The following is a 20,984-nucleotide window of genomic DNA, read 5'->3' as shown; positions in this document are numbered from 1 at the left end:
CAGCGCCACTTTGCTCTAAGATGTTGGGCTGTTTTCACTATCTGACGAATGAAGAGCCCATGGAAAATAATGAAATTCAGAGCGTGCTGATGAATGCACTCTCCCTCCAGGAAGTCCACGTTTCTGGCGACGGCAGTCACTTTCAGGTTATTGCCGTGGGTGAGATGTTTGAAGGCATGAGCCGGGTCAAGAAGCAGCAATCGGTCTATGGCCCGTTGATGGAGTACATTGCGGACAACCGCATTCATGCCGTGTCGATTAAGGCGTTTACCCCAGCGGAATGGGCGCGCGATCGCAAACTTAACGGTTTTTGAGCTACGGGTGATGTGCCGGTAGCGAAGATAAATTCTTAACAGAGAACAGAATAATGGATAAATTTCGTGTTCAGGGGCCAACCAAGCTCCAGGGCGAAGTCACAATTTCAGGCGCTAAAAATGCCGCACTGCCGATCCTGTTTGCGGCGCTGCTGGCTGAAGAACCTGTAGAGATCCAAAACGTCCCGAAACTGAAGGACGTTGACACCTCGATGAAGCTGCTGAGCCAGCTGGGTGCGAAAGTTGAGCGTAATGGTTCCGTGCACATTGATGCGCGTGATGTGAACGTCTTCTGTGCGCCATACGATCTGGTGAAAACCATGCGTGCATCCATTTGGGCGCTCGGGCCGCTGGTTGCCCGCTTTGGTCAGGGCCAGGTTTCACTGCCGGGCGGCTGCACCATCGGCGCGCGTCCGGTTGACCTGCACATTACCGGTCTGGAGCAGTTAGGCGCGACTATCAAGCTGGAAGAAGGCTATGTGAAGGCGTCCGTTGATGGTCGTCTGAAAGGCGCGCATATCGTCATGGACAAAGTGAGCGTCGGTGCGACGGTCACCATTATGTGCGCAGCAACGCTTGCCGAAGGCACCACCGTCATCGAAAACGCCGCGCGCGAGCCGGAGATTGTGGATACCGCGAACTTCCTGATTGCGCTGGGCGCGAAGATCACGGGTCAGGGCACCGACCGTATTACCATCGAAGGCGTTGAGCGTCTCGGCGGTGGTGTTTATCGCGTTCTGCCAGATCGTATCGAAACCGGTACCTTCCTGGTGGCGGCGGCAATTTCTCGCGGCAAAATTATCTGCCGTAATGCACAGCCGGACACGCTGGATGCCGTTCTGGCGAAGCTGCGTGATGCGGGTGCGGATATTGAAGTTGGCGACGACTGGATAAGCCTCGATATGCACGGTAAACGTCCGAAAGCGGTCAATGTGCGTACTGCACCGCATCCGGCATTCCCAACTGATATGCAGGCCCAGTTCACGCTGCTGAACCTGGTAGCTGAAGGAACCGGCTTCATCACGGAGACCGTGTTTGAGAACCGCTTTATGCACGTGCCTGAGCTGAGCCGTATGGGCGCTCACGCAGAAATCGAAAGCAATACCGTGATTTGCCACGGCGTGGAAACGCTCTCTGGCGCACAGGTTATGGCGACCGATCTGCGCGCATCTGCAAGCCTGGTGCTGGCAGGTTGTATTGCTGAAGGTACGACGGTAGTCGATCGTATTTATCACATCGATCGCGGCTATGAGCGCATCGAAGATAAACTGCGTGCGCTGGGCGCAAACATTGAGCGCGTGAAAGGCGAGTAATCGTCAACGTCTCTTGTAACCCCCAGTTCAGTTGGCCGGGGGTTACAGCTAAATGTTCATTCCGGATTCTTTTTCTCTTTGCGACTCCTCATCATTCGCGTTCTGTCGATGAACTCATGCGTTTTGGCATCGTGATAGCGTGACGGCCAAATCACCCAAGGGTCAGTTCCCAGTGCCCGGGCGATAATCAACTCACCTTTTGGCCATGGTCTCGTTAACGCATTGGCCAGCGTTGATGAACTCAATCCATTTTTACGTGATTCAGCGGCCATTGAGGTCCCTTTCTTGCGCAGTCCGGCGATGATGTCGGCCGGATGCCAGTCAATCAGCTTGCTTTCCATAAATTCATCTCTCCTTTGGTTAACGGCTTACGGTTTCACGATCGGTTGTGCCGACACTATAACGCCCGAAGAACGAATGTTCTAAAATGTTCATGTAAAGTGTGTGCATATTCAGAATATGCCAAGGCTGTGTGTGTTTTTTTTGGAGCGGAGGAAATATTTACTAGAACTTATAAGAAAATCCCGTGCAGGGCACGGGATGAGAGAGGATGCAGTAGGGAATTAACGGTCGCGCTGTACGGCGATATGTGCCAGACCAATCAGCGCTTCTCTCCACGGCGTATCAGGCAGCACCTGCAGCGCAGCGATAGCCTTATCAGCCTCTTCTTCTGCACGTTGGCGAGTCCACTCCAGGGAGCCGCAGGCGTTCATTGCTTCCAGAACCGGCTCCAGAAGGTGACGACCATTACCTTGCTCAATGGCCTGGCGGATCATTTGCGCTTGTTCTGGGGTACCATGGCGCATGGCATGCAGCAGCGGCAGCGTTGGTTTACCCTCGTTGAGGTCATCACCGACGTTTTTACCCAGCTGCTCGCCATCTGCGCTGTAATCCAGCAAATCGTCAATTAACTGGAAAGCGGTACCGAGATAACGGCCATAATCCTGCAACCCTTTTTCTTGTTCTTCGCTACAGCCAGCCAGAATACCTGAACATTGGGCTGCCGCTTCAAACAAACGCGCGGTCTTACTGTAGATGACGCGCATATAGTTTTCTTCGGTGATGTCCGGGTCGTTGACGTTCATCAACTGCAAGACTTCACCTTCGGCAATGACGTTGACTGCTTTCGACATGACTTCCAGCACTTTCAACGAGCCAAGGCTGGTCATCATCTGAAATGCTCGGGTATAGATAAAATCGCCAACCAGTACGCTGGCCGCATTACCAAACGCCGCATTTGCTGTGGCTTTCCCACGGCGCATGTCTGACTCATCCACAACATCGTCGTGCAGCAGGGTCGCTGTGTGGATAAACTCGATGAGGGCCGCAATCGTAACGTGCGCATTTTCCTGGTAACCAACGGCCCGCGCGGCGAGGACGGCGATCATTGGGCGAATGCGTTTTCCGCCGCCGCTAACGATGTAGTACCCCAGTTGATTGATCAGCTGAACGTCGGAATTGAGCTGTTCAAGGATTGTCGCATTGACCCCCGCCATATCTTGCGCGGTTAACTCATTGATTTTTTCTAAATTCATCGCAAAAGCCGGGCTTCTCGCCCCGATTACCTTACTGTGTGGGAAGGTAACGTCGGGTTTAGGGTTATAAATATATGCTGATTGTACTGAAAAAACGCCGTAGATAAACGTTACCGTACGTGTTGTGTTTTTTTTCTTCATGTATTGACGGTAGCACTTGTCAAAGGCTCGCGTTTTGCGTAATATTCGCGCCCTATTGTGAATATTTATAGCGCACTCTGAATCATCAAAAAGGTGTGCGCGGAAGCGGAGTTTTTTATGTACGCGGTTTTCCAAAGTGGTGGTAAACAACACCGAGTAAGCGAAGGTCAGACCGTTCGCCTGGAAAAGCTGGACATCGCAACTGGCGAATCTGTTGAATTCGCAGAAGTTCTGATGATCGCAAACGGTGAAGAAGTCAAAATCGGCGTTCCTTTCGTTGATGGCGGCGTTATCAAAGCTGAAGTCGTTGCTCACGGTCGTGGCGAGAAAGTTAAAATTGTTAAGTTTCGTCGTCGTAAACACTACCGTAAGCAGCAGGGCCATCGTCAGTGGTTCACTGATGTGAAAATCACTGGCATCAGCGCTTAAGTTAAGGGGAGCAGATTAAATGGCACATAAAAAGGCTGGCGGCTCGACTCGTAACGGTCGCGATTCAGAAGCTAAACGTCTGGGCGTAAAACGCTTCGGCGGTGAAACAGTTCTGGCTGGTAGCATCATCGTTCGTCAACGTGGTACTAAATTCCACGCTGGCTCCAACGTTGGTTGCGGCAAAGACCACACTCTGTTTGCTAAAGCAGACGGTAAAGTGAAATTTGAAGTGAAAGGCCCGAAAAACCGTAAATTCATCAGCATCGTTGCTGAATAAGTTTTTCGCGTCCCGGTAACGGATAAAAGCCCCGCAACACGTTGCGGGGCTTTTTACATTCGACGGCCGGTAAATACGCTCGTCGCGCCGACAACCCGGAAACGAGCCCTTGCAGGGAATACGGCATGAAGCAGCAGGCAGGCATTGGTATTCTGTTAGCACTCACAACGGCAGTATGTTGGGGCGCTTTGCCAATAGCAATGAAGCAAGTGCTGGAGGTGATGGAGCCTCCTACCGTGGTGTTCTACCGTTTTTTAATGGCAAGCGTTGGTCTTGGCGCTATTCTTGCGGTTAAAAAAAAGCTCCCTCCGTTGCGTATTTTTCGCAAAGCGCGTTGGCTGGTGTTGCTGGCTATCGCAACCGGTGGGCTGTTCGGTAACTTCATTCTGTTTAGTTCATCCTTGCAGTATTTGAGCCCAACGGCTTCGCAGGTTATCGGCCAGCTGTCACCGGTTGGTATGATGATCGCCAGCGTCTTTATCCTGAAAGAAAAGATGCGCGGCACGCAGGTTATTGGCGCCATTATGCTTCTGAGCGGCCTGGTTCTGTTTTTTAATACCAGTCTGATCGAGATTTTTACCCGACTCACCGATTACACCTGGGGCGTTATCTTTGGTGTCGGTGCGGCGATGGTCTGGGTGAGCTATGGGGTCGCGCAAAAGGTGTTATTGCGCCGCCTGGCATCACCGCAGATCCTGTTTTTACTGTACACTTTGTGTACGATAGCGTTGTTGCCGCTGGCTAAGCCCGGTGTCATCACGCAGCTCAGCGACTGGCAGCTGGCATGCCTGGTATTCTGCGGCCTGAATACGCTGGTAGGATATGGCGCTCTCGCGGAAGCGATGGCGCGTTGGCAGGCGGCGCAGGTGAGCGCTCTTATCACGCTCACGCCGCTGTTTACGTTGTTATTTTCAGATTTATTATCACTGGCCTGGCCCGATTTCTTCGCCAGACCGATGCTAAACCTATTAGGTTATCTCGGTGCGTTTATCGTGGTTGCGGGCGCGATGTATTCCGCCATTGGTCATCGAATTTGGGGCGGTTTACGTAAGCATGAAACGGTGGTTTCGCAACCCCGCTCAGGCGAATGATTTACGGAGAGTAAAATGAAGTTTGTTGATGAAGCATCGATTCTGGTCGTTGCAGGTGATGGCGGTAATGGTTGCGTCAGCTTCCGCCGCGAAAAGTACATCCCAAAAGGCGGTCCGGACGGTGGTGATGGTGGTGACGGTGGTGACGTTTGGCTGGAAGCCGACGAAAACCTGAACACGCTGATCGATTACCGTTTTGAAAAATCATTCCGTGCGGAACGTGGTCAGAATGGCGCGAGCCGTGATTGCACCGGCAAGCGTGGTAAAGACGTTACGATTAAAGTACCTGTTGGTACGCGTGTTATCGATCAGGGCACTGGCGAAACCATGGGCGACATGACCAAACACGGTCAGCGTCTGATGGTCGCTAAAGGCGGCTGGCACGGTCTGGGCAACACCCGTTTCAAATCCTCGGTTAACCGTACTCCGCGTCAGAAAACAATGGGTACGCCGGGTGATAAGCGCGATCTGATGCTGGAGCTGATGCTGCTGGCGGACGTGGGTATGCTGGGCATGCCAAACGCCGGGAAATCGACGTTTATCCGTGCGGTGTCCGCGGCGAAGCCGAAAGTCGCTGATTATCCGTTTACCACCCTGGTGCCGAGCCTGGGCGTGGTTCGTATGGACAACGAAAAGAGCTTCGTGGTTGCCGACATTCCGGGACTGATTGAAGGCGCGGCTGAAGGCGCAGGCCTGGGTATCCGCTTCCTGAAACACCTGGAACGTTGCCGTGTACTGCTTCACCTCATCGATATCGATCCGATTGATGGCTCTGATCCAGTTGAAAACGCCCGCATCATTATTGGCGAACTGGAAAAATACAGTCAGGATTTGGCATCTAAACCGCGTTGGTTAGTGTTCAACAAAATTGATTTGATGGACAAGGCCGAAGCGGAAGAGAAAGCGAAAGCGATCGCAGAAGCGTTGGGTTGGGAAGGTAAATATTACCTGATCTCTGCCGCCAGCCAGCTGGGCGTGAAAGATCTCTGCTGGGATGTGATGACCTTTATCATTGAGAACCCGATTGTTCAGGCTGAAGAAGCGAAACAGCCAGAGAAAGTTGAGTTCATGTGGGATGATTATCACCGCCAGCAGCTCGCTGAAGTCGAAGACGAAGCGGAAGATGACTGGGATGACGATTGGGACGAAGACGACGAAGAAGGCGTTGAGTTCATCTACAAGCGTTAATCGCATTAAAAACCCCGGCCATGTTGCCGGGGTTTTTGTTTCCAGGCCTCTCTGTAGGCCGGATAAGGCACGTTAATGCCGCCATCCGACAATCAAATTACCCATTTAGTTGTTCTGATAAATATCCTTGTACAACCGGCTCTCGAAGCGCACCAACGGAATACGGCGATTACGCTGGTCAGCTGGCTCTACCGCATAACCAGATAAATACTGCACGAATGCCATGCGTTGGCCACTTGCCGTGGTGATGAAACCTGCGAGGTTATAAACCCCCTGCAGCGAGCCTGTCTTCGCCGATACTTTGCCATCCACACCAGCCTGATGCAGACCCGCACGGTATTGCAGGGAGCCGTCGTGGCCCGCCAGCGGCAGCATAGTGATAAAGTTCAGCTCGTTATCGTGTTGAGCGATATATTGCAGCACCTGCATCATGGTCGCTGGGGCAATCAGGTTATGGCGGGAGAGGCCAGAACCGTCGGCAATAATGGTGTTGCCGATATCAACGCCTGCCTGCTGACGTAAAATCTGGCGCACGGCATCAGAACCCGCCCGCCAGGTGCCCGGCACGTTAAACCGGGCATGACCAATCATACGGAAAACGGTATCGGCAATCATGTTGTCCGATTTTTTCAGCATAATCTTAAGCAGGTCATGTAGCGGCGCAGACTGTTTACTGGCGACCACCGTTCCCGGTTCGTTGACCAACGTCTGGCGCAGCAGCGTACCGCTGTAGGTGATACCTGCTTGTTTTAGCTCATCTTTGATAATTGCCCCGGCATAGCTGGCACCGTCCTGAATGGCGAACGCCAGCGGCAGCGGATCGGCTCGTTGTGGCAGACATCCGGTCAGCGTATAGCGGTTGAGATCGCCGGGAACCACATCCAGTTCACAATATTGCGCTTCCGCAGAACCTCGGGCGAGGGTACGCACCTGACTGAACATGGTGACCGGGTAATAAGATGCCACGCGAATAAAGGCGAGATCGTTGGGTTTTTGCGCGCTGTAGAGTGAAACCGAGAAACAGTTTCTATCGACAATAGCCGCTGCGGGCGGTGCGCTAAAACACTGCGTCATATCGTTCCAGGGCCAACCGGGCGCTTTATCATGACTGGCAAAAATAGAGGTGTCGATCAGGACATTCCCGGCAATTTGCGTCACACCTGATTTTTTCAGGGTTGCCACCATATTGCGAATATCCTGGCGTTTTAGCGTCGGATCGGCACCAAATCGTGCCACTAAGTCACCTTTCAATACGCCGCCTTCCACGCTGCCTTTGGTCTCAAGCGTGGTGGTAAAACGAAAGTCAGGCCCGAGCTGAATCAATGCCGCCAGCGCGGTGATTACTTTCTGGGTGCTGGCGGGCAGCGCCATCTGCTGGCTATGAAAATCAATAGCGGGTGCAGGTGCGCCAACCTTCTGTACCATAAGGGCGAGGTTGGCCCCGGCAGGGAGCTGATTGATATACTCGTCGACGTTCGCAGCCTGAACGCTGAACGCTATACTGGCAGTCAATCCGATGGTAAATCTGGAAAATCGCATAATCTCGCGCTAACAACCTGGAAACAGGCCGTCATACTACGGCGCAACGCCCCAAAAAGTAAACGATGACCCATAAGGAACTCCAGGGTAAAATGATCATCAAATAGAGAATTGTAGCTGACCTGGGACCTTGAGCCCCGGGTCGGTATTTTTTTGCTTCTGACTCTGGCATGACACACGCCAGGGTGGGCTTAGCAGCCGGGGTGAGAGCAACTACCCCCTACAGGAATGTTCAAGAGGTATAACAAATGCAAGCTATCCCGATGACCTTACGTGGTGCTGAAAAACTGCGCGAAGAGCTGGATTTTCTGAAATCTGTGCGCCGTCCTGAAATTATTGCCGCTATCGCTGAAGCGCGTGAGCACGGTGACCTGAAAGAGAACGCGGAGTATCACGCGGCGCGCGAACAGCAGGGTTTCTGCGAAGGACGCATTAAAGATATCGAAGCTAAACTGTCCAACGCGCAGGTAATCGACGTTACTAAAATGCCGAACAATGGCCGCGTTGTTTTCGGTGCGACGGTTACCGTTCTGAATCTCGATAACGATGAAGAGCAGACATGGCGTATTGTCGGCGATGATGAAGCCGATTTTAAACAGAACCTGATTTCAGTGAACTCGCCTATCGCTCGTGGCCTTATCGGTAAAGAGCAGGATGACGTCGTGGTTATCAAAACGCCGGGCGGCGAAGTGGAATATGAAGTGACGAAGGTAGAATACCTGTAATTCGCATCTTGGTTAAGATGTTGATACATTGTAAAGAAAGGAAAAAGGCCGCATAGCGGCCTTTTATCAACGAAGAGAGCGTGGCATTTTGCTCTCCTGCTAGCGGAAAACCCCGCGTTTTACACAAACTTCGTGTGCAACTTTGGGATATTCTTAGCGTGGCAGCGAGATTTTACGTTCTTTAGTCGGGCGATACAGTACCAGCGTTTTGCCGATGACCTGTACATTGCAGGCGCCGGTTTCGCGTACGATAGCTTCCACGATCAAGGTTTTAGTATCGCGATCTTCCGAGGCGATTTTCACCTTGATAAGTTCATGGTGCTCTAACGCTTGTTCAATCTCGGCCAGTACCCCTTCGGTCAAACCATTATTGCCAAGCATAACTACAGGCTTGAGCGGATGTGCCAGACCTTTCAGGTGCTGTTTTTGTTTAGTACTCAGATTCATCGTATATTTTTGCTTACGTTGGGATTGAAAACGGGTCATTCTACCGCCATCTCCCATATATCACCAAATAGCTGTGTAGAAATTTACACCATTGGTTACGATGAACTGCCCTTTGGGAATGTGAAATGACAGGTAAAAAGCGTTCTGCCAGCTCGAGTCGCTGGCTTCAGGAACACTTTAGCGATAAATATGTTCAACAGGCACAGAAAAAGGGGTTACGTTCCCGTGCCTGGTTTAAACTTGATGAAATACAGCAAAGTGACAAAATTTTTAAACCGGGGATGACGATAGTTGATCTCGGTGCTGCACCCGGTGGCTGGTCGCAATATGCAGTTACGCAGATCGGCAACACCGGCCGCATTATCGCTTGCGATCTTTTACCTATGGATCCAATCGTTGGTGTGGACTTCCTTCAGGGCGACTTTCGTGATGAATTAGTCCTGAAAGCGTTACTTGAACGCGTAGGTGACAGTAAAGTACAAGTTGTCATGTCTGATATGGCGCCAAATATGTGTGGAACACCGGCGGTGGATATTCCCCGGGCCATGTATCTGGTAGAGCTGGCGCTTGGAATGGCTCGTGATGTATTAGCGCCAGGTGGTAGTTTTGTAGTGAAGGTGTTCCAGGGCGAAGGCTTCGATGAGTATCTAAGAGAGATTCGCTCCCTGTTTACGAAGGTCAAAGTTCGTAAGCCGGACTCTTCACGCGCCCGTTCGCGTGAAGTGTATATTGTAGCGACCGGGCGTAAACCATAACCGGCAGATTTCAAACGAAAGTTTGAAAGAAACTGGATATAGAGTATCCTGACGCTGTTTTTAACACAGTTGTAATATGAGGTTAATCCCTTGAGTGACATGGCGAAAAACCTAATTCTCTGGCTGGTCATTGCCGTTGTGCTGATGTCAGTATTCCAGAGCTTTGGGCCCAGCGAGTCTAATGGCCGTAAGGTTGATTACTCTACCTTCCTGCAAGAGGTCAATCAGGACCAGGTTCGTGAAGCGAAGATCAACGGACGTGAGATTAACGTTACCAAGAAAGATAGTAACCGTTACACGACCTACATCCCGGTTAACGATCCGAAGCTGCTTGATAACCTGCTGACCAAAAACGTCAAGGTTGTTGGCGAACCACCTGAAGAGCCGAGCCTGCTGGCTTCTATCTTCATTTCCTGGTTCCCAATGCTGCTGCTGATTGGTGTCTGGATCTTCTTCATGCGTCAGATGCAGGGCGGTGGTGGCAAAGGTGCCATGTCGTTCGGCAAGAGCAAAGCGCGCATGCTGACGGAAGATCAGATCAAAACGACTTTTGCTGACGTTGCGGGTTGTGACGAAGCAAAAGAAGAAGTCGCTGAGCTGGTTGAGTATCTGCGCGAACCGAGCCGTTTCCAGAAACTGGGCGGTAAAATCCCGAAAGGCGTCCTGATGGTTGGTCCTCCGGGTACGGGTAAAACCCTGCTGGCGAAAGCTATCGCAGGTGAAGCGAAGGTTCCATTCTTCACAATTTCCGGTTCTGATTTCGTGGAAATGTTCGTGGGTGTCGGTGCATCTCGTGTGCGTGACATGTTCGAACAAGCCAAGAAAGCGGCACCGTGCATCATCTTCATCGATGAAATCGACGCCGTAGGTCGCCAGCGTGGCGCAGGTCTGGGCGGTGGTCACGATGAACGTGAACAGACGCTGAACCAGATGCTGGTTGAGATGGACGGCTTCGAAGGTAACGAAGGTATTATCGTTATCGCAGCAACTAACCGTCCAGACGTTCTTGACCCTGCGCTGCTGCGTCCAGGCCGTTTCGACCGTCAGGTTGTGGTTGGTCTGCCAGACGTTCGCGGTCGTGAACAGATCCTGAAAGTGCATATGCGTCGCGTACCGCTGTCTCCGGATATCGATGCGGCAATCATTGCACGTGGTACGCCTGGCTTCTCCGGTGCTGACCTCGCGAACCTGGTGAACGAAGCGGCGCTGTTTGCTGCTCGTGGCAACAAGCGCGTAGTGTCGATGGTTGAATTCGAAAAAGCGAAAGACAAAATCATGATGGGTGCGGAACGTCGCTCCATGGTGATGACGGAAGCGCAGAAAGAATCTACCGCGTATCACGAAGCTGGCCACGCGATTATCGGTCGCCTGGTACCGGAACACGATCCGGTGCACAAAGTAACGATTATCCCGCGCGGTCGTGCACTGGGTGTGACCTTCTTCCTGCCTGAAGGCGACGCAATCAGCGCCAGCCGTCAGAAACTGGAAAGTCAGATCTCCACACTGTACGGTGGCCGTCTGGCGGAAGAGATCATCTACGGTGCTGAACATGTTTCTACCGGTGCGTCGAACGACATTAAAGTCGCGACTAACCTGGCGCGTAACATGGTTACTCAGTGGGGCTTCTCCGATAAACTCGGTCCGTTGCTGTACGCTGAAGAAGAAGGCGAAGTGTTCCTGGGACGTTCTGTGGCGAAAGCTAAACACATGTCCGATGAAACCGCTCGCATTATCGATCAGGAAGTTAAACTGCTGATTGAGCGTAACTATGACCGTGCACGTCGTTTGCTTAACGAAAACATGGACATTCTGCACTCGATGAAAGATGCGCTCATGAAATATGAGACCATCGATGCGCCGCAGATTGACGATCTGATGGCTCGCCGCGATGTGCGTCCGCCAGCGGGTTGGGAAGAACCGGGTTCTTCTAATAACAACTCTGGCAGCACCGGCAAGCCGAGTGCACCGCGTCCGGTTGATGAACCGCGTGCGCCGGACTCTGGCACTATGTCAGAGCAACTGGGCGACAAATAAGTTATCGTTGATGATGACCGTGTTTTAATTGAAAACCCTGGGGCTTGCTCCGGGGTTTTTCTTATCTGCATATTCAAGATTTTACCAGGGATAAAACTATGAAACTCTTTGCTCAGGGTTCTTCACTGGATCTCAGCCATCCGCACGTCATGGGGATTTTGAACGTCACGCCAGATTCTTTTTCCGATGGCGGAGCGCACAACTCTCTGGTTGAGGCGGTAAAACACGCAAACCTGATGATTAACGCCGGGGCGACTATCATTGATGTGGGCGGTGAGTCCACGCGTCCGGGCGCGGCTGATGTGAGTGTGGAAGAAGAGTTGCAGCGAGTGATCCCAGTGGTCGAGGCGATTGCTCAGCGTTTTGAAGTGTGGATTTCGGTCGATACCTCAAAACCCGAAGTGATTCGCGAATGCGCCAGAGTTGGCGCGCATATCATCAATGATATTCGCTCACTCTCGGAGCCTGGAGCGCTGGAAGCCGCAGCGGAGACCGGATTGCCGGTTTGCCTGATGCATATGCAGGGGCAGCCGAAAACCATGCAGGAAGCGCCAAAGTATGAGGATGTTTTTGCTGAGGTAAACCGTTACTTTGTTGAGCAAATAGCACGTTGCGAGCGGGCTGGAATCACAAAAGATAAATTGTTGCTCGACCCCGGATTCGGATTCGGTAAAAATCTCACTCACAACTACACATTACTGGCACGTTTGTCTGAGTTTCATCATTTTAATCTGCCATTGCTGGTTGGGATGTCACGAAAATCAATGGTTGGCCAGTTACTGAATGTGGGGCCATCTGAACGCCTGAGCGGTAGCCTTGCGTGCGCGGTGATTGCCGCAATGCAGGGGGCGCAGATCGTTCGTGTCCATGACGTCAAAGAAACCGTAGAAGCGATGCGTGTGGTGGAAGCCACATTGTCTGCAAAGGAAAAAAAACGCTATGAGTAATCGTAAATATTTTGGCACTGATGGGATCCGCGGCCGCGTAGGCGATGCCCCAATTACTCCTGACTTTGTGCTCAAGCTGGGCTGGGCTGCAGGGAAAGTGCTTGCTCGTCATGGTTCACGTAAAATTATTATCGGTAAAGATACGCGTATTTCCGGCTATATGCTGGAGTCTGCGCTGGAAGCGGGCCTGGCTGCCGCCGGACTCTCAGCCTCATTCACAGGGCCAATGCCAACACCCGCCGTTGCGTATCTGACGCGCGCCTTCCGTGCTGAGGCCGGGATTGTTATCTCCGCTTCGCACAACCCGTACTATGACAACGGGATTAAATTCTTCTCTACCGACGGGACTAAACTGCCGGATGCAGTGGAAGAAGCCATTGAAGCCGAGATGGAAAAAGCGATCACCTGCGTGGATTCCGCTGAACTGGGTAAAGCCACACGTATCGTTGATGCTGCCGGTCGCTATATCGAGTTTTGCAAAGGCACCTTCCCGAACGAATTGAGCCTGAATGAGCTTAAAATTGTGGTGGATTGCGCTAACGGTGCGACGTACCACATTGCGCCAAATGTACTGCGTGAACTGGGTGCAAACGTGATTGCCATTGGCTGTGAGCCAAACGGTGTGAATATCAATGAAGAAGTCGGTGCCACCGACGTCCGTGCCCTGCAGGCGCGCGTGATTGCGGAAAAAGCCGATCTGGGTATTGCGCTGGATGGCGATGGCGACCGCGTCATTATGGTTGACCACGAAGGTAATAAGGTCGATGGCGATCAGATCATGTACATCATCGCCCGTGAAGCCCTGCGTCAGGGTCAGCTGCGCGGTGGCGCGGTAGGTACGCTGATGAGCAACATGGGCCTCGAGCTGGCGCTGAAACAGCTGGGTATTCCGTTTGCCCGTGCAAAAGTTGGCGACCGTTATGTGCTGGAAAAAATGCAGGAAAAAGGCTGGCGTATCGGTGCCGAAAACTCTGGTCATGTGATCCTGCTGGACAAAACCACCACTGGTGACGGCATCGTGGCGGGCCTGCAGGTGCTGGCGGCGATGGTGCGCAACCATATGAGCTTGCACGACCTGTGCAGCGGCATGAAAATGTTCCCACAGCTGCTGGTTAACGTACGATACACAGCAGGTAGCGGCGATCCGCTGGAACATGAAAACGTGAAAGCGGTGATGGCGGAAGTGGAAGCGGCGCTGGGTAACCGTGGACGCGTCCTGCTGCGTAAGTCTGGTACCGAACCGTTAATTCGTGTGATGGTTGAAGGTGAAGACGAAGCGCAGGTGACTGAATTCGCCCACCGTATTGCCGATGCTGTGAAAGCGGCGTAATTCCGAAGAAAGTGAAAGCCGGAGTCTGAGACTCCGGCTTTTTTTTACTGTACGGCAAGCGGCTGTTTACGTCGGCGCTGCCAGAAGTAACCACCGACCATCAGTAGCACAAGGGCTGCCAGCCACGGCAGAACCGCCAGCAGATGCCCAGACCGGGCAAAGGTTAACGCAATCATCAGTAGCCAACCGCCCAGCATCGGAATCGCGGTACGCTTAACAATATCCACAGGCGAGACACCTGCAATCCCTGCGATAGCAATGATTACGCCGGCGATGGGCGATAACGTACGACCAATACCCGCAGAGATCTGGATAGGCAACATCATGACAGCGATATCGCTGCCGATATGACGGCTGATGTCCGGCACCATGGGTGCGAAGGAGAAAAATGCCGCATTCCCGGAGCCCATCAGCGCTGAAATTGCGAAGGTGATCAGGGTCATCAGCAGGATAATAGAGGCGGCGCTTAAGCCAAATTCACCGGAAAGTGACAACAGTGCGTCAACGGCACCAATGGCTTTCAGTCCGGCGGAAAAGACTTCACCGGCGATAATCAGTGTCACGACGGTGGCAAAAACGCTGCCCATGCTGTCGAAAACCTTTTGTACGCCAGCCATCACCTCGCGCGCCTTGCGATGACGGCAGTACTCACAAACCAGCGTAATAGCGAGGCTTATCAGTACGGCGGTATCCAGCGTGATCTTGAGTGAGCTGAATACTAAATCGCTGCACACCAGCATCAATACCAGCGGCAGCATGGGCAGAAACAGCCAGGCGATAGGTGCGTCGGCTTCATCAGTCGCCGTTAATGTCTGCATTTGCTGAGCTGTATTGTCGCCACTTTCCCGACGGTCAAAAAAGCGTTGCACAACAATATGCAGTAGGGCGATGAAAAGAATGACGGGTACAACGATCGGCAACTGATCCTGCACGAAATAGTTCACGACCTCGATGCCTGCAGTTTTGGCGGCGAGAACAGAGTTGCCGGAACCGGGGCCAAACTCAACCGCACAGGTACTGGCGATAACGGCGGCAACCGCGGCGCGGCTACAGCCAAGACGGGTAAGCAATGGGTAAAGCGTCGCCATCAACAGCAGACCCAATCCGGTGGCGCTGCTGATAAACAGCGACAGGAATTGACCCAGTAGCAGTGCCAGCCCCAGCAGCAGATAAGGCGAGTTCAGGCGTTGCAAAGGACGAGATGTCACCCGAACCAGTACCTGGCTTGCGCCAATGGCCGACATATAGGTGGCAAAACCACCAATCAGCATAATTTGCAGACCGAGGCCGCCGAGACGCACGCTCAGGGTATCGCGAATAAACTCAAAGGCGTCAAAGGGGCCAAATCCAGTGCTCTTTTTCACCAGGCCACTGAGTGAGGTCATTCCGCTAAAATGCGCGATAAGCAACAGCACAATCCCGGTCAATAACAGTACCGACTGGGGGTGATATTTTTTGAGGATTAGACGTCCGGCAAAAATGATGGCGATTAGCGCCAGTAGTAACGACATTCTTGCCCCCTTACTCGAAGTTGCCGGTAACCAGGCACTCGCCATCCCGCAGCAACGGTTTACCCGCGGCAAACAGATGGGCCAGCGAGAGGTCATCATTTAGTACACAGATATCAGCACGTTCTCCGGCGCAGAGCACGCCCCCGGAAATACCCAGCGAGCGCGCAACGTTTGCCGTCAGCATCGCGATGGCCTGTTGCACCGGAATCCCGACATCAATCAGGCGAGGAAGCAGGTTAAGATTGCCTGCGACCGGTGCTGCGCTTAAACCTTCAACGATACCCTGAGCGTTAAAGCGTGGAACGCTGCCGTTGCCGTCAGAACTGATCGTGATGCGCTCCGCCGGAACCTGTGCTTCGAGTGCGTGGAGAATCGCTTGTTCCTGAGGCATAAAACGACTGCCACCTGACGTAACATCGATATGGCCGCCGCGATGGGCAAAAGCAATTGCCTGTTCGAACAAGGGCTCAGTTCTCGCAACATGCGTCGGTGAAATATGGTGAATCGGAATACCCGCATCACACAGCTCAATAAGTTGCGACATCCCTTCCGGCAGATTCCCCAGGTGCACATGCAGCAAGCCTTTTTTCCCTGCCAGCAGGGAAGCGACGCGAATATCGCTCACTATCCTCAGCAACTCCTGGAAAGAGGGGTAAGAGCCACGGTGATCGGCGAGGGCGATTTTTACACCAAGAATTGCCGGAATGAAGGCCATATCATCGCGGATGGATCGCGTAATAGTTGGGCTGGGAACGGCGTAGGCTCCCGTGTGCATAAACGCGCGTAATCCCTCAAGGTTGAGAGACTGCATTTTAGCGTAGAGGTCTTTGGGTGAACGAGAAATGGCATCGGTGCCTAACACGCCAACCACCGTGGTAATACCTGCCTGAATCAGATCGCGCAGCTTGACGGCGGGCGTCCGACTGGCAAATCCGGCTTCACCACCGCCACCGGTAAGATGAACATGCTGATCGATGATACCAGGGATAACCCATTTACCCCGACAATCGATGACCTCGTTGATGCCATCAAACAATGAAATATCTTTTTCTACCGCCACAATTCGGTCGGCATGAATGAGTAGGGAGCAGAGGCCTAAATCCTCAGGAGAAAAAACACGGGCATTGGTCAATAAAGTAAACATAGCGGTCCTGTCAAACGTCGAGGGTGAGAGTCGGCAGGTGAAACGAAATATTGTTGTTATGATGCCCACCATAAAGCCATTACTATAACTATGACTATTACCGATTTGTTATTGGAGGATGCGGTTATGGCATGGCGGAGAGCACAAAGTGGATTGTAAGTGGCTGGAAGATTTTCTGGCCTTGAGCCAGCATGGAAACTACTCTCAGGCCGCGGCGCAGCGGCATATTACTCAACCTGCGTTGAGTCGGCGTATAAAGGCGCTGGAAGAGGTGCTGGGCGTACCTTTGTTTGACCGGACAACGACCCCCGTCACGCTGACGCGCTATGGTGAACGCTTTGAGCCTTATGCCCGGCATGTCCTCAGCACGTTAACAGAGGCACGTCATGAGCTGTCGGCGATGACGCCAGCAACGGATAACACGCTGGTGATGGTCAGCCTGCATACGCTGTCGGTGAATATCCTGCCGGATATGATCAACTACCTGCGACAGAGTGAGCCGCAGTTAAACTTTACGGTAAACGCCAGTATCCAGGGGATAGACAACCACTTCAATGCCCTGATGAACCGGCAAATTGATTTGCTGGTGACCTACGATTTACCGTCCGCGCAGCCTGGGCTGGAGATCGCTGGAGGGTTAAAACGTTCCCTATGGCGGTATGAGCGATTTATACCGGTTATTTCAGCCCAGTTGGCTGATGCGCTTAATGATCCGCATGCTCCGATTCCGTGGCTATGCTACAGCGACTACACCTTTGTCAGACGTATTATTGAGTCGGCAGAACAACGCGTCCGCCCACGGCTAAAAAAAGTATTTGAGAGTGGTTTAAGCGAAACGATACGAGAAATGGTACTGCGCCATATGGGAGTGGCCTGGTTACCTGAATCGATGGTGGCGGAAGAGTTGGTGAATCAGCAAATTATTCACTGCTGGCCAGAAAATACAGACCTGATTTGTGAAATCCCCGTTGTGGTATGGGCGAATCTTGAAGATCAACGTGCCGTTATGCAGAGATGCTGGGAGAAGTTGCTGCGTTTTTGATTGATATGGCGATTTTTTCCGCAGTTGATACAATGCTAACAAATTGCCCTTGCGAAGGTTATTCGCTTTGGTTAGTATTCACACCCGCTTCAGTGGGAAACAGTAAATATTCCCGCTTTAATGGTCGAAGCATTGTACGCGGCAACTCCGCAAGGAACAGGTTGATTATGCACGAAGCTCTTTTAGTAGTTTTCCTTATTGTGGCAATTGGCCTGGTAGGCTTGATCATGCTGCAGCAAGGCAAAGGCGCTGATATGGGAGCCTCTTTTGGCGCAGGCGCTTCTGGTACTCTGTTTGGTTCAAGTGGTTCTGGTAACTTCATGACCCGTATGACAGCTGTATTGGGAACCTTGTTCTTCATCATCAGTCTGGTGCTGGGTAACATGAACAGCAATAAGACCAATAAAGGAAGTGAGTGGGAAAATCTGAGCGCACCGGCGAAAACCGAGCAAACTCAGCCAGCTGCTCCGGCTCAGCCGACCAGCGATATCCCACGCTAAGTATTCTGTACCGAGGTGGTGGAATTGGTAGACACGCTACCTTGAGGTGGTAGTGCCCTAACGGGCTTGTGGGTTCGAGTCCCATCCTCGGTACCAAATTCCAAAAAAAAGACGCTGCAAAGCGTCTTTTTTTTCGTCTGTTATTTATGGCTGTCTGTAGGTCGGATAAGCGTAGCATCATCAGGCGTTGTAATAATGTCGGATGGCGGCGTAAACGCCTTATCCGACCTACAGACATCCTATATTCCGCGCATAAAAAAGGCCGCTTGCGCGGCCTTAAGATAGTGAATCTTTACTTCGCCTTATTTTCCAGATTCTCAACCTGCGGCAGGCCGGTTGCGGAAGAGGCGGTCAGCAGGCCAGACTGCGCATAGCCGAACAGCTTCTCGCGGGTATCGGTGATATCCAGGTTACGCATGGTCAACTGACCGATACGATCGTCCGGAGAGAATACGGAGTCGCCTTTTTCCATCGTCAGACGTTCTGGTTTGTACGTCAGATTGTCAGACACGGTGTTGAGGATTGAGTAGTCATTACCACGACGCAGTTCCAGCGTGACTTCACCGGTAATCTGGCTGGCAACCCAACGCTGCAGACCGTCACGCAGCATCAGCGCCTGAGAGTCGAACCAGCGTCCCTGATACAGCAGACGACCAAGCTGGCGACCATGTGCGTGATACTGCTCGATGGTATCTTCGTTGTGAATACCGGTCAGCAGACGCTCGTAGGCGATATGCAGCAATGCCATCCCCGGGGCTTCGTAGATGCCACGGCTCTTCGCTTCAATGATGCGGTTTTCAATCTGATCGCTCATACCCAGACCGTGACGGCCGCCGATACGGTTGGCTTCCAGCATCATCTCAACGTCGTCGCTGAAGGTTTTACCGTTCAGAGCAACCGGATGACCCTGTTCAAAACGAACGGTAACTTCTTCCGCAGGAATTTTGACGTTTTCGTCCCAGAATTTGACGCCCATGATCGGGTTAACAATCTTGACGCTGGAGTTCAGAAATTCCAGATCTTTAGCTTCGTGCGTTGCACCCAACATATTGGAGTCAGTGGAGTAGGCTTTCTCAACGGACATTTTGTAGTCGAAACCACAGGCAATCATAAATTCGGACATCTCATGGCGACCGCCGAGTTCATCGATAAAATCGGTATCCAGCCATGGTTTGTAAATCTGCAGTTCGGCGTTGGTCAGCAGACCGTAACGATAGAAACGTTCAATATCGTTACCTTTATAGGTGCTACCGTCGCCCCAGATGTTTACACCATCTTCTTTCATTGCGGCAACCAGCATGGTGCCGGTCACGGCACGGCCCAGCGGGGTGGTATTGAAGTAGGTCAGTCCGCCGGTGGTGTTGTGGAATGCACCGCACTGAATGGCAGCGATCCCTTCGGCAACCAGCTGCTTACGGCAATCTACCAGGCGAGCATTCTCAGCACCATATTCCATTGCACGGCGAGGAATGGCGTCATAGTCATCCTCATCCGGCTGGCCCAAATTCGCAGTATATGCATATGGGACAGCCCCTTTTTGTCGCATCCACAGCAGTGCTGCGCTGGTGTCCAGGCCGCCGGAAAAAGCGATACCAATACGTTGACCTACCGGGAGATGCTTGAGAATCGTCGTCATAAAATAAAACCCTGCTTGATAGACTGGTGAAGAGGTCGGCTTATTATATTAATTGCATTTTTATGCAAAATAAATGAGTTTTCATTTAATCATCTTTTCTGGATGACAGGAAGAGTTTAGTGAGAATTTCGTTAAATAACGGCGTGGGCGGCATATTTATCTTGCTGGGCTAGTGCTGGGCAGCATTCATTGATTTGCATAGTCGTAACAAGGTTGACATAACGCATAGTAAATCAATATACTGTGCGCAGATTTTACGTCCCGTCTCGGTACCAAATCCCAGCAGTATTTGCATTTTTTACCCAAAACGAGTAAAATTTGCCACGTTTCAGGCGCGGGGTGGAGCAGCCTGGTAGCTCGTCGGGCTCATAACCCGAAGGTCGTCGGTTCAAATCCGGCCCCCGCAACCACTTTCCCTTAGAGTTCTTTTTCAAATATACTGTGAAGACTTAGGCCTTCGTAGCTGGATTTGAAAAAAATTCTTTCGGAAGGTTCTCCGAACCGCAGGTGCGGTTATAGGGTTCAGTTATCTAAAGCCCCGATTTATCGGGGTTTTTTGTTATCTGACTACAGAATAACTGGGCTTTAGGCCCTTTTTTTATGTCTTGGGGGTGGGCTTGTCCACATTAGAGCAAAAATTAACAGAGATGATTACAGCGCCAGTTGAAGCCCTGGGCTACGAACTGGTCGGCATCGAATTTATTCGTGGTCGCACATCCACACTGCGCATCTATATTGATAGTGAAGATGGCATCAATGTTGATGATTGTGCTGATGTGAGCCATCAGGTAAGCGCCGTGATGGATGTCGAAGACCCAATCACCGTTGCCTATAACCTTGAAGTCTCCTCTCCGGGTCTCGACCGTCCTCTGTTCACAGCTGAACACTACGTGCGTTTCCTGGGTGAAGAAGTCACGCTGGTTCTTCGTATGGCGGTACAAAACCGTCGTAAATGGCAGGGCGTTATCAAAGCGGTGGACGGTGAGATGATCACGGTCACAGTCGAAGGCAAAGATGAAGTGTTCGCGCTGAGTAATATCCAGAAGGCGAACCTGGTTCCCCACTTTTAACAGTCTGGATTGAGGT

Annotated in this window: 21 protein-coding genes and 2 tRNA genes; 16 read left to right on the top strand and 7 right to left on the bottom strand. The window is 52.0% G+C overall.

The genetic code is table 11. From position 1 onward, the window contains the following. Nucleotides 1-59: 59 nt before the first annotated feature. Both ibaG and murA read left to right on the top strand, forming a co-directional pair. The gene (gene ibaG / locus OGY18_RS14575; RefSeq protein WP_003025040.1) at nt 60-314 is read left to right on the top strand and encodes a BolA family iron metabolism protein IbaG; all 255 of its coding nucleotides are present in this window, start codon (nt 60-62) and stop codon (nt 312-314) included. Between the two features lie 53 nt (nt 315-367). Further along, nucleotides 368-1,627 carry a UDP-N-acetylglucosamine 1-carboxyvinyltransferase gene (gene murA / locus OGY18_RS14570; RefSeq protein WP_003828741.1) on the top strand — a complete coding sequence of 420 codons (1,260 nt, stop codon included), beginning with the start codon at nt 368-370 and terminating at the stop codon, nt 1,625-1,627. 56 nt (nt 1,628-1,683) lie between these two features. Here murA and sfsB read toward each other — a convergent pair whose 3' ends face one another. Both sfsB and ispB read right to left on the bottom strand, forming a co-directional pair. After that, a complete protein-coding gene (sfsB, locus tag OGY18_RS14565; RefSeq protein WP_200921100.1) occupies nt 1,684-1,968 on the bottom strand; it encodes a DNA-binding transcriptional regulator SfsB in 285 nt (94 codons plus the stop codon). A gap of 222 nt (nt 1,969-2,190) precedes the next feature. Then, entirely contained in the window at nt 2,191-3,162 is a 972-nt protein-coding gene (gene ispB, locus OGY18_RS14560) for an octaprenyl diphosphate synthase (protein ID WP_003025033.1), read from the bottom strand. Nucleotides 3,163-3,420: 258 nt separating this feature from the next. Between ispB and rplU the strand changes: the two genes are divergently transcribed. The 4 genes from rplU (at nt 3,421) to cgtA (ending at nt 6,288) form a co-directional block, all read left to right on the top strand. Beyond that, entirely contained in the window at nt 3,421-3,732 is a 312-nt protein-coding gene (gene rplU, locus OGY18_RS14555) for a 50S ribosomal protein L21 (RefSeq protein WP_003025032.1), read from the top strand. A 19-nt stretch (nt 3,733-3,751) separates the two neighbouring features. Next, nucleotides 3,752-4,009, top strand: a complete 258-nt coding sequence (gene rpmA / locus OGY18_RS14550) for a 50S ribosomal protein L27 (protein WP_003025030.1) — start codon at nt 3,752-3,754, stop codon at nt 4,007-4,009. Between the two features lie 125 nt (nt 4,010-4,134). Then, nucleotides 4,135-5,100, top strand: a complete 966-nt coding sequence (locus OGY18_RS14545; protein ID WP_032945110.1) for a DMT family transporter — start codon at nt 4,135-4,137, stop codon at nt 5,098-5,100. Between the two features lie 15 nt (nt 5,101-5,115). Then, entirely contained in the window at nt 5,116-6,288 is a 1,173-nt protein-coding gene (cgtA, locus tag OGY18_RS14540) for an Obg family GTPase CgtA (RefSeq protein WP_003828732.1), read from the top strand. A gap of 105 nt (nt 6,289-6,393) precedes the next feature. On the opposite strand, the gene dacB is transcribed toward cgtA, so the two are convergent. After that, a complete protein-coding gene (gene dacB, locus OGY18_RS14535) occupies nt 6,394-7,827 on the bottom strand; it encodes a serine-type D-Ala-D-Ala carboxypeptidase (protein WP_032945109.1) in 1,434 nt (477 codons plus the stop codon). A 248-nt stretch (nt 7,828-8,075) separates the two neighbouring features. On the opposite strand from dacB, the gene greA reads away from it, so the two are divergent. After that, entirely contained in the window at nt 8,076-8,552 is a 477-nt protein-coding gene (gene greA, locus OGY18_RS14530; RefSeq protein WP_003025019.1) for a transcription elongation factor GreA, read from the top strand. Between the two features lie 153 nt (nt 8,553-8,705). Here greA and yhbY read toward each other — a convergent pair whose 3' ends face one another. After that, the gene (gene yhbY / locus OGY18_RS14525; RefSeq protein WP_003025016.1) at nt 8,706-8,999 is read right to left on the bottom strand and encodes a ribosome assembly RNA-binding protein YhbY; all 294 of its coding nucleotides are present in this window, start codon (nt 8,997-8,999) and stop codon (nt 8,706-8,708) included. 125 nt (nt 9,000-9,124) lie between these two features. On the opposite strand from yhbY, the gene rlmE reads away from it, so the two are divergent. The 4 genes from rlmE to glmM all read left to right on the top strand — a co-directional run bounded on the left by rlmE (nt 9,125) and on the right by glmM (nt 14,065). After that, nucleotides 9,125-9,754 carry a 23S rRNA (uridine(2552)-2'-O)-methyltransferase RlmE gene (rlmE, locus tag OGY18_RS14520; RefSeq protein WP_003025015.1) on the top strand — a complete coding sequence of 210 codons (630 nt, stop codon included), beginning with the start codon at nt 9,125-9,127 and terminating at the stop codon, nt 9,752-9,754. 99 nt (nt 9,755-9,853) lie between these two features. Next, nucleotides 9,854-11,788, top strand: coding sequence for an ATP-dependent zinc metalloprotease FtsH (ftsH, locus tag OGY18_RS14515; RefSeq protein ID WP_003025013.1), 1,935 nt, complete (start codon nt 9,854-9,856; stop codon nt 11,786-11,788). Nucleotides 11,789-11,886: 98 nt separating this feature from the next. After that, a complete protein-coding gene (gene folP / locus OGY18_RS14510) occupies nt 11,887-12,735 on the top strand; it encodes a dihydropteroate synthase (RefSeq protein ID WP_048225717.1) in 849 nt (282 codons plus the stop codon). Further along, on the top strand, nt 12,728-14,065 hold the full coding sequence (gene glmM / locus OGY18_RS14505) for a phosphoglucosamine mutase (RefSeq protein ID WP_008785919.1): 1,338 nt from the start codon (nt 12,728-12,730) through the stop codon (nt 14,063-14,065). The genes folP and glmM overlap by 8 nt, the downstream gene beginning before the upstream one ends. Nucleotides 14,066-14,109: 44 nt before the next feature. Here glmM and dcuC read toward each other — a convergent pair whose 3' ends face one another. Together dcuC and iadA are read right to left on the bottom strand one after the other, a co-directional pair. Continuing rightward, complete coding sequence (gene dcuC / locus OGY18_RS14500) at nt 14,110-15,576, bottom strand: C4-dicarboxylate transporter DcuC (RefSeq protein WP_003828720.1); 1,467 nt, start codon at nt 15,574-15,576, stop codon at nt 14,110-14,112. A gap of 10 nt (nt 15,577-15,586) precedes the next feature. Further along, on the bottom strand, nt 15,587-16,720 hold the full coding sequence (gene iadA / locus OGY18_RS14495; RefSeq protein WP_003828718.1) for a beta-aspartyl-peptidase: 1,134 nt from the start codon (nt 16,718-16,720) through the stop codon (nt 15,587-15,589). A gap of 148 nt (nt 16,721-16,868) precedes the next feature. Between iadA and OGY18_RS14490 the strand changes: the two genes are divergently transcribed. The 3 genes from OGY18_RS14490 to OGY18_RS14480 all read left to right on the top strand — a co-directional run bounded on the left by OGY18_RS14490 (nt 16,869) and on the right by OGY18_RS14480 (nt 18,358). Beyond that, the gene (locus tag OGY18_RS14490) at nt 16,869-17,762 is read left to right on the top strand and encodes a LysR family transcriptional regulator (protein ID WP_003828716.1); all 894 of its coding nucleotides are present in this window, start codon (nt 16,869-16,871) and stop codon (nt 17,760-17,762) included. A gap of 167 nt (nt 17,763-17,929) precedes the next feature. Next, nucleotides 17,930-18,262 (top strand): preprotein translocase subunit SecG, encoded by a 333-nt coding sequence (gene secG, locus OGY18_RS14485; protein ID WP_003025000.1) that lies wholly within the window; start codon nt 17,930-17,932, stop codon nt 18,260-18,262. Between the two features lie 9 nt (nt 18,263-18,271). Continuing rightward, nucleotides 18,272-18,358 (top strand) — tRNA-Leu (locus OGY18_RS14480). 196 nt (nt 18,359-18,554) lie between these two features. Here the strand turns inward: OGY18_RS14480 and argG are convergent. Continuing rightward, nucleotides 18,555-19,898 carry an argininosuccinate synthase gene (gene argG, locus OGY18_RS14475; protein ID WP_003828714.1) on the bottom strand — a complete coding sequence of 448 codons (1,344 nt, stop codon included), beginning with the start codon at nt 19,896-19,898 and terminating at the stop codon, nt 18,555-18,557. A 333-nt stretch (nt 19,899-20,231) separates the two neighbouring features. Between argG and OGY18_RS14470 the strand changes: the two genes are divergently transcribed. Beyond that, nucleotides 20,232-20,308: transfer RNA gene (locus OGY18_RS14470), tRNA-Met, on the top strand. 207 nt (nt 20,309-20,515) lie between these two features. Then, nucleotides 20,516-20,968, top strand: coding sequence for a ribosome maturation factor RimP (gene rimP, locus OGY18_RS14465; RefSeq protein ID WP_003024996.1), 453 nt, complete (start codon nt 20,516-20,518; stop codon nt 20,966-20,968). Nucleotides 20,969-20,984: the final 16 nt, after the last annotated feature.

Origin of the sequence: Citrobacter sp. Cpo142 (assembly GCF_030332425.1) — a bacterium.
In the GTDB taxonomy this organism is placed as follows: Bacteria; Pseudomonadota; Gammaproteobacteria; order Enterobacterales; family Enterobacteriaceae; genus Citrobacter; species Citrobacter portucalensis.
The sequence above is the reverse complement of the archived record's forward strand: the minus strand, read 5'-3'. Positions and strand labels throughout refer to the sequence as shown.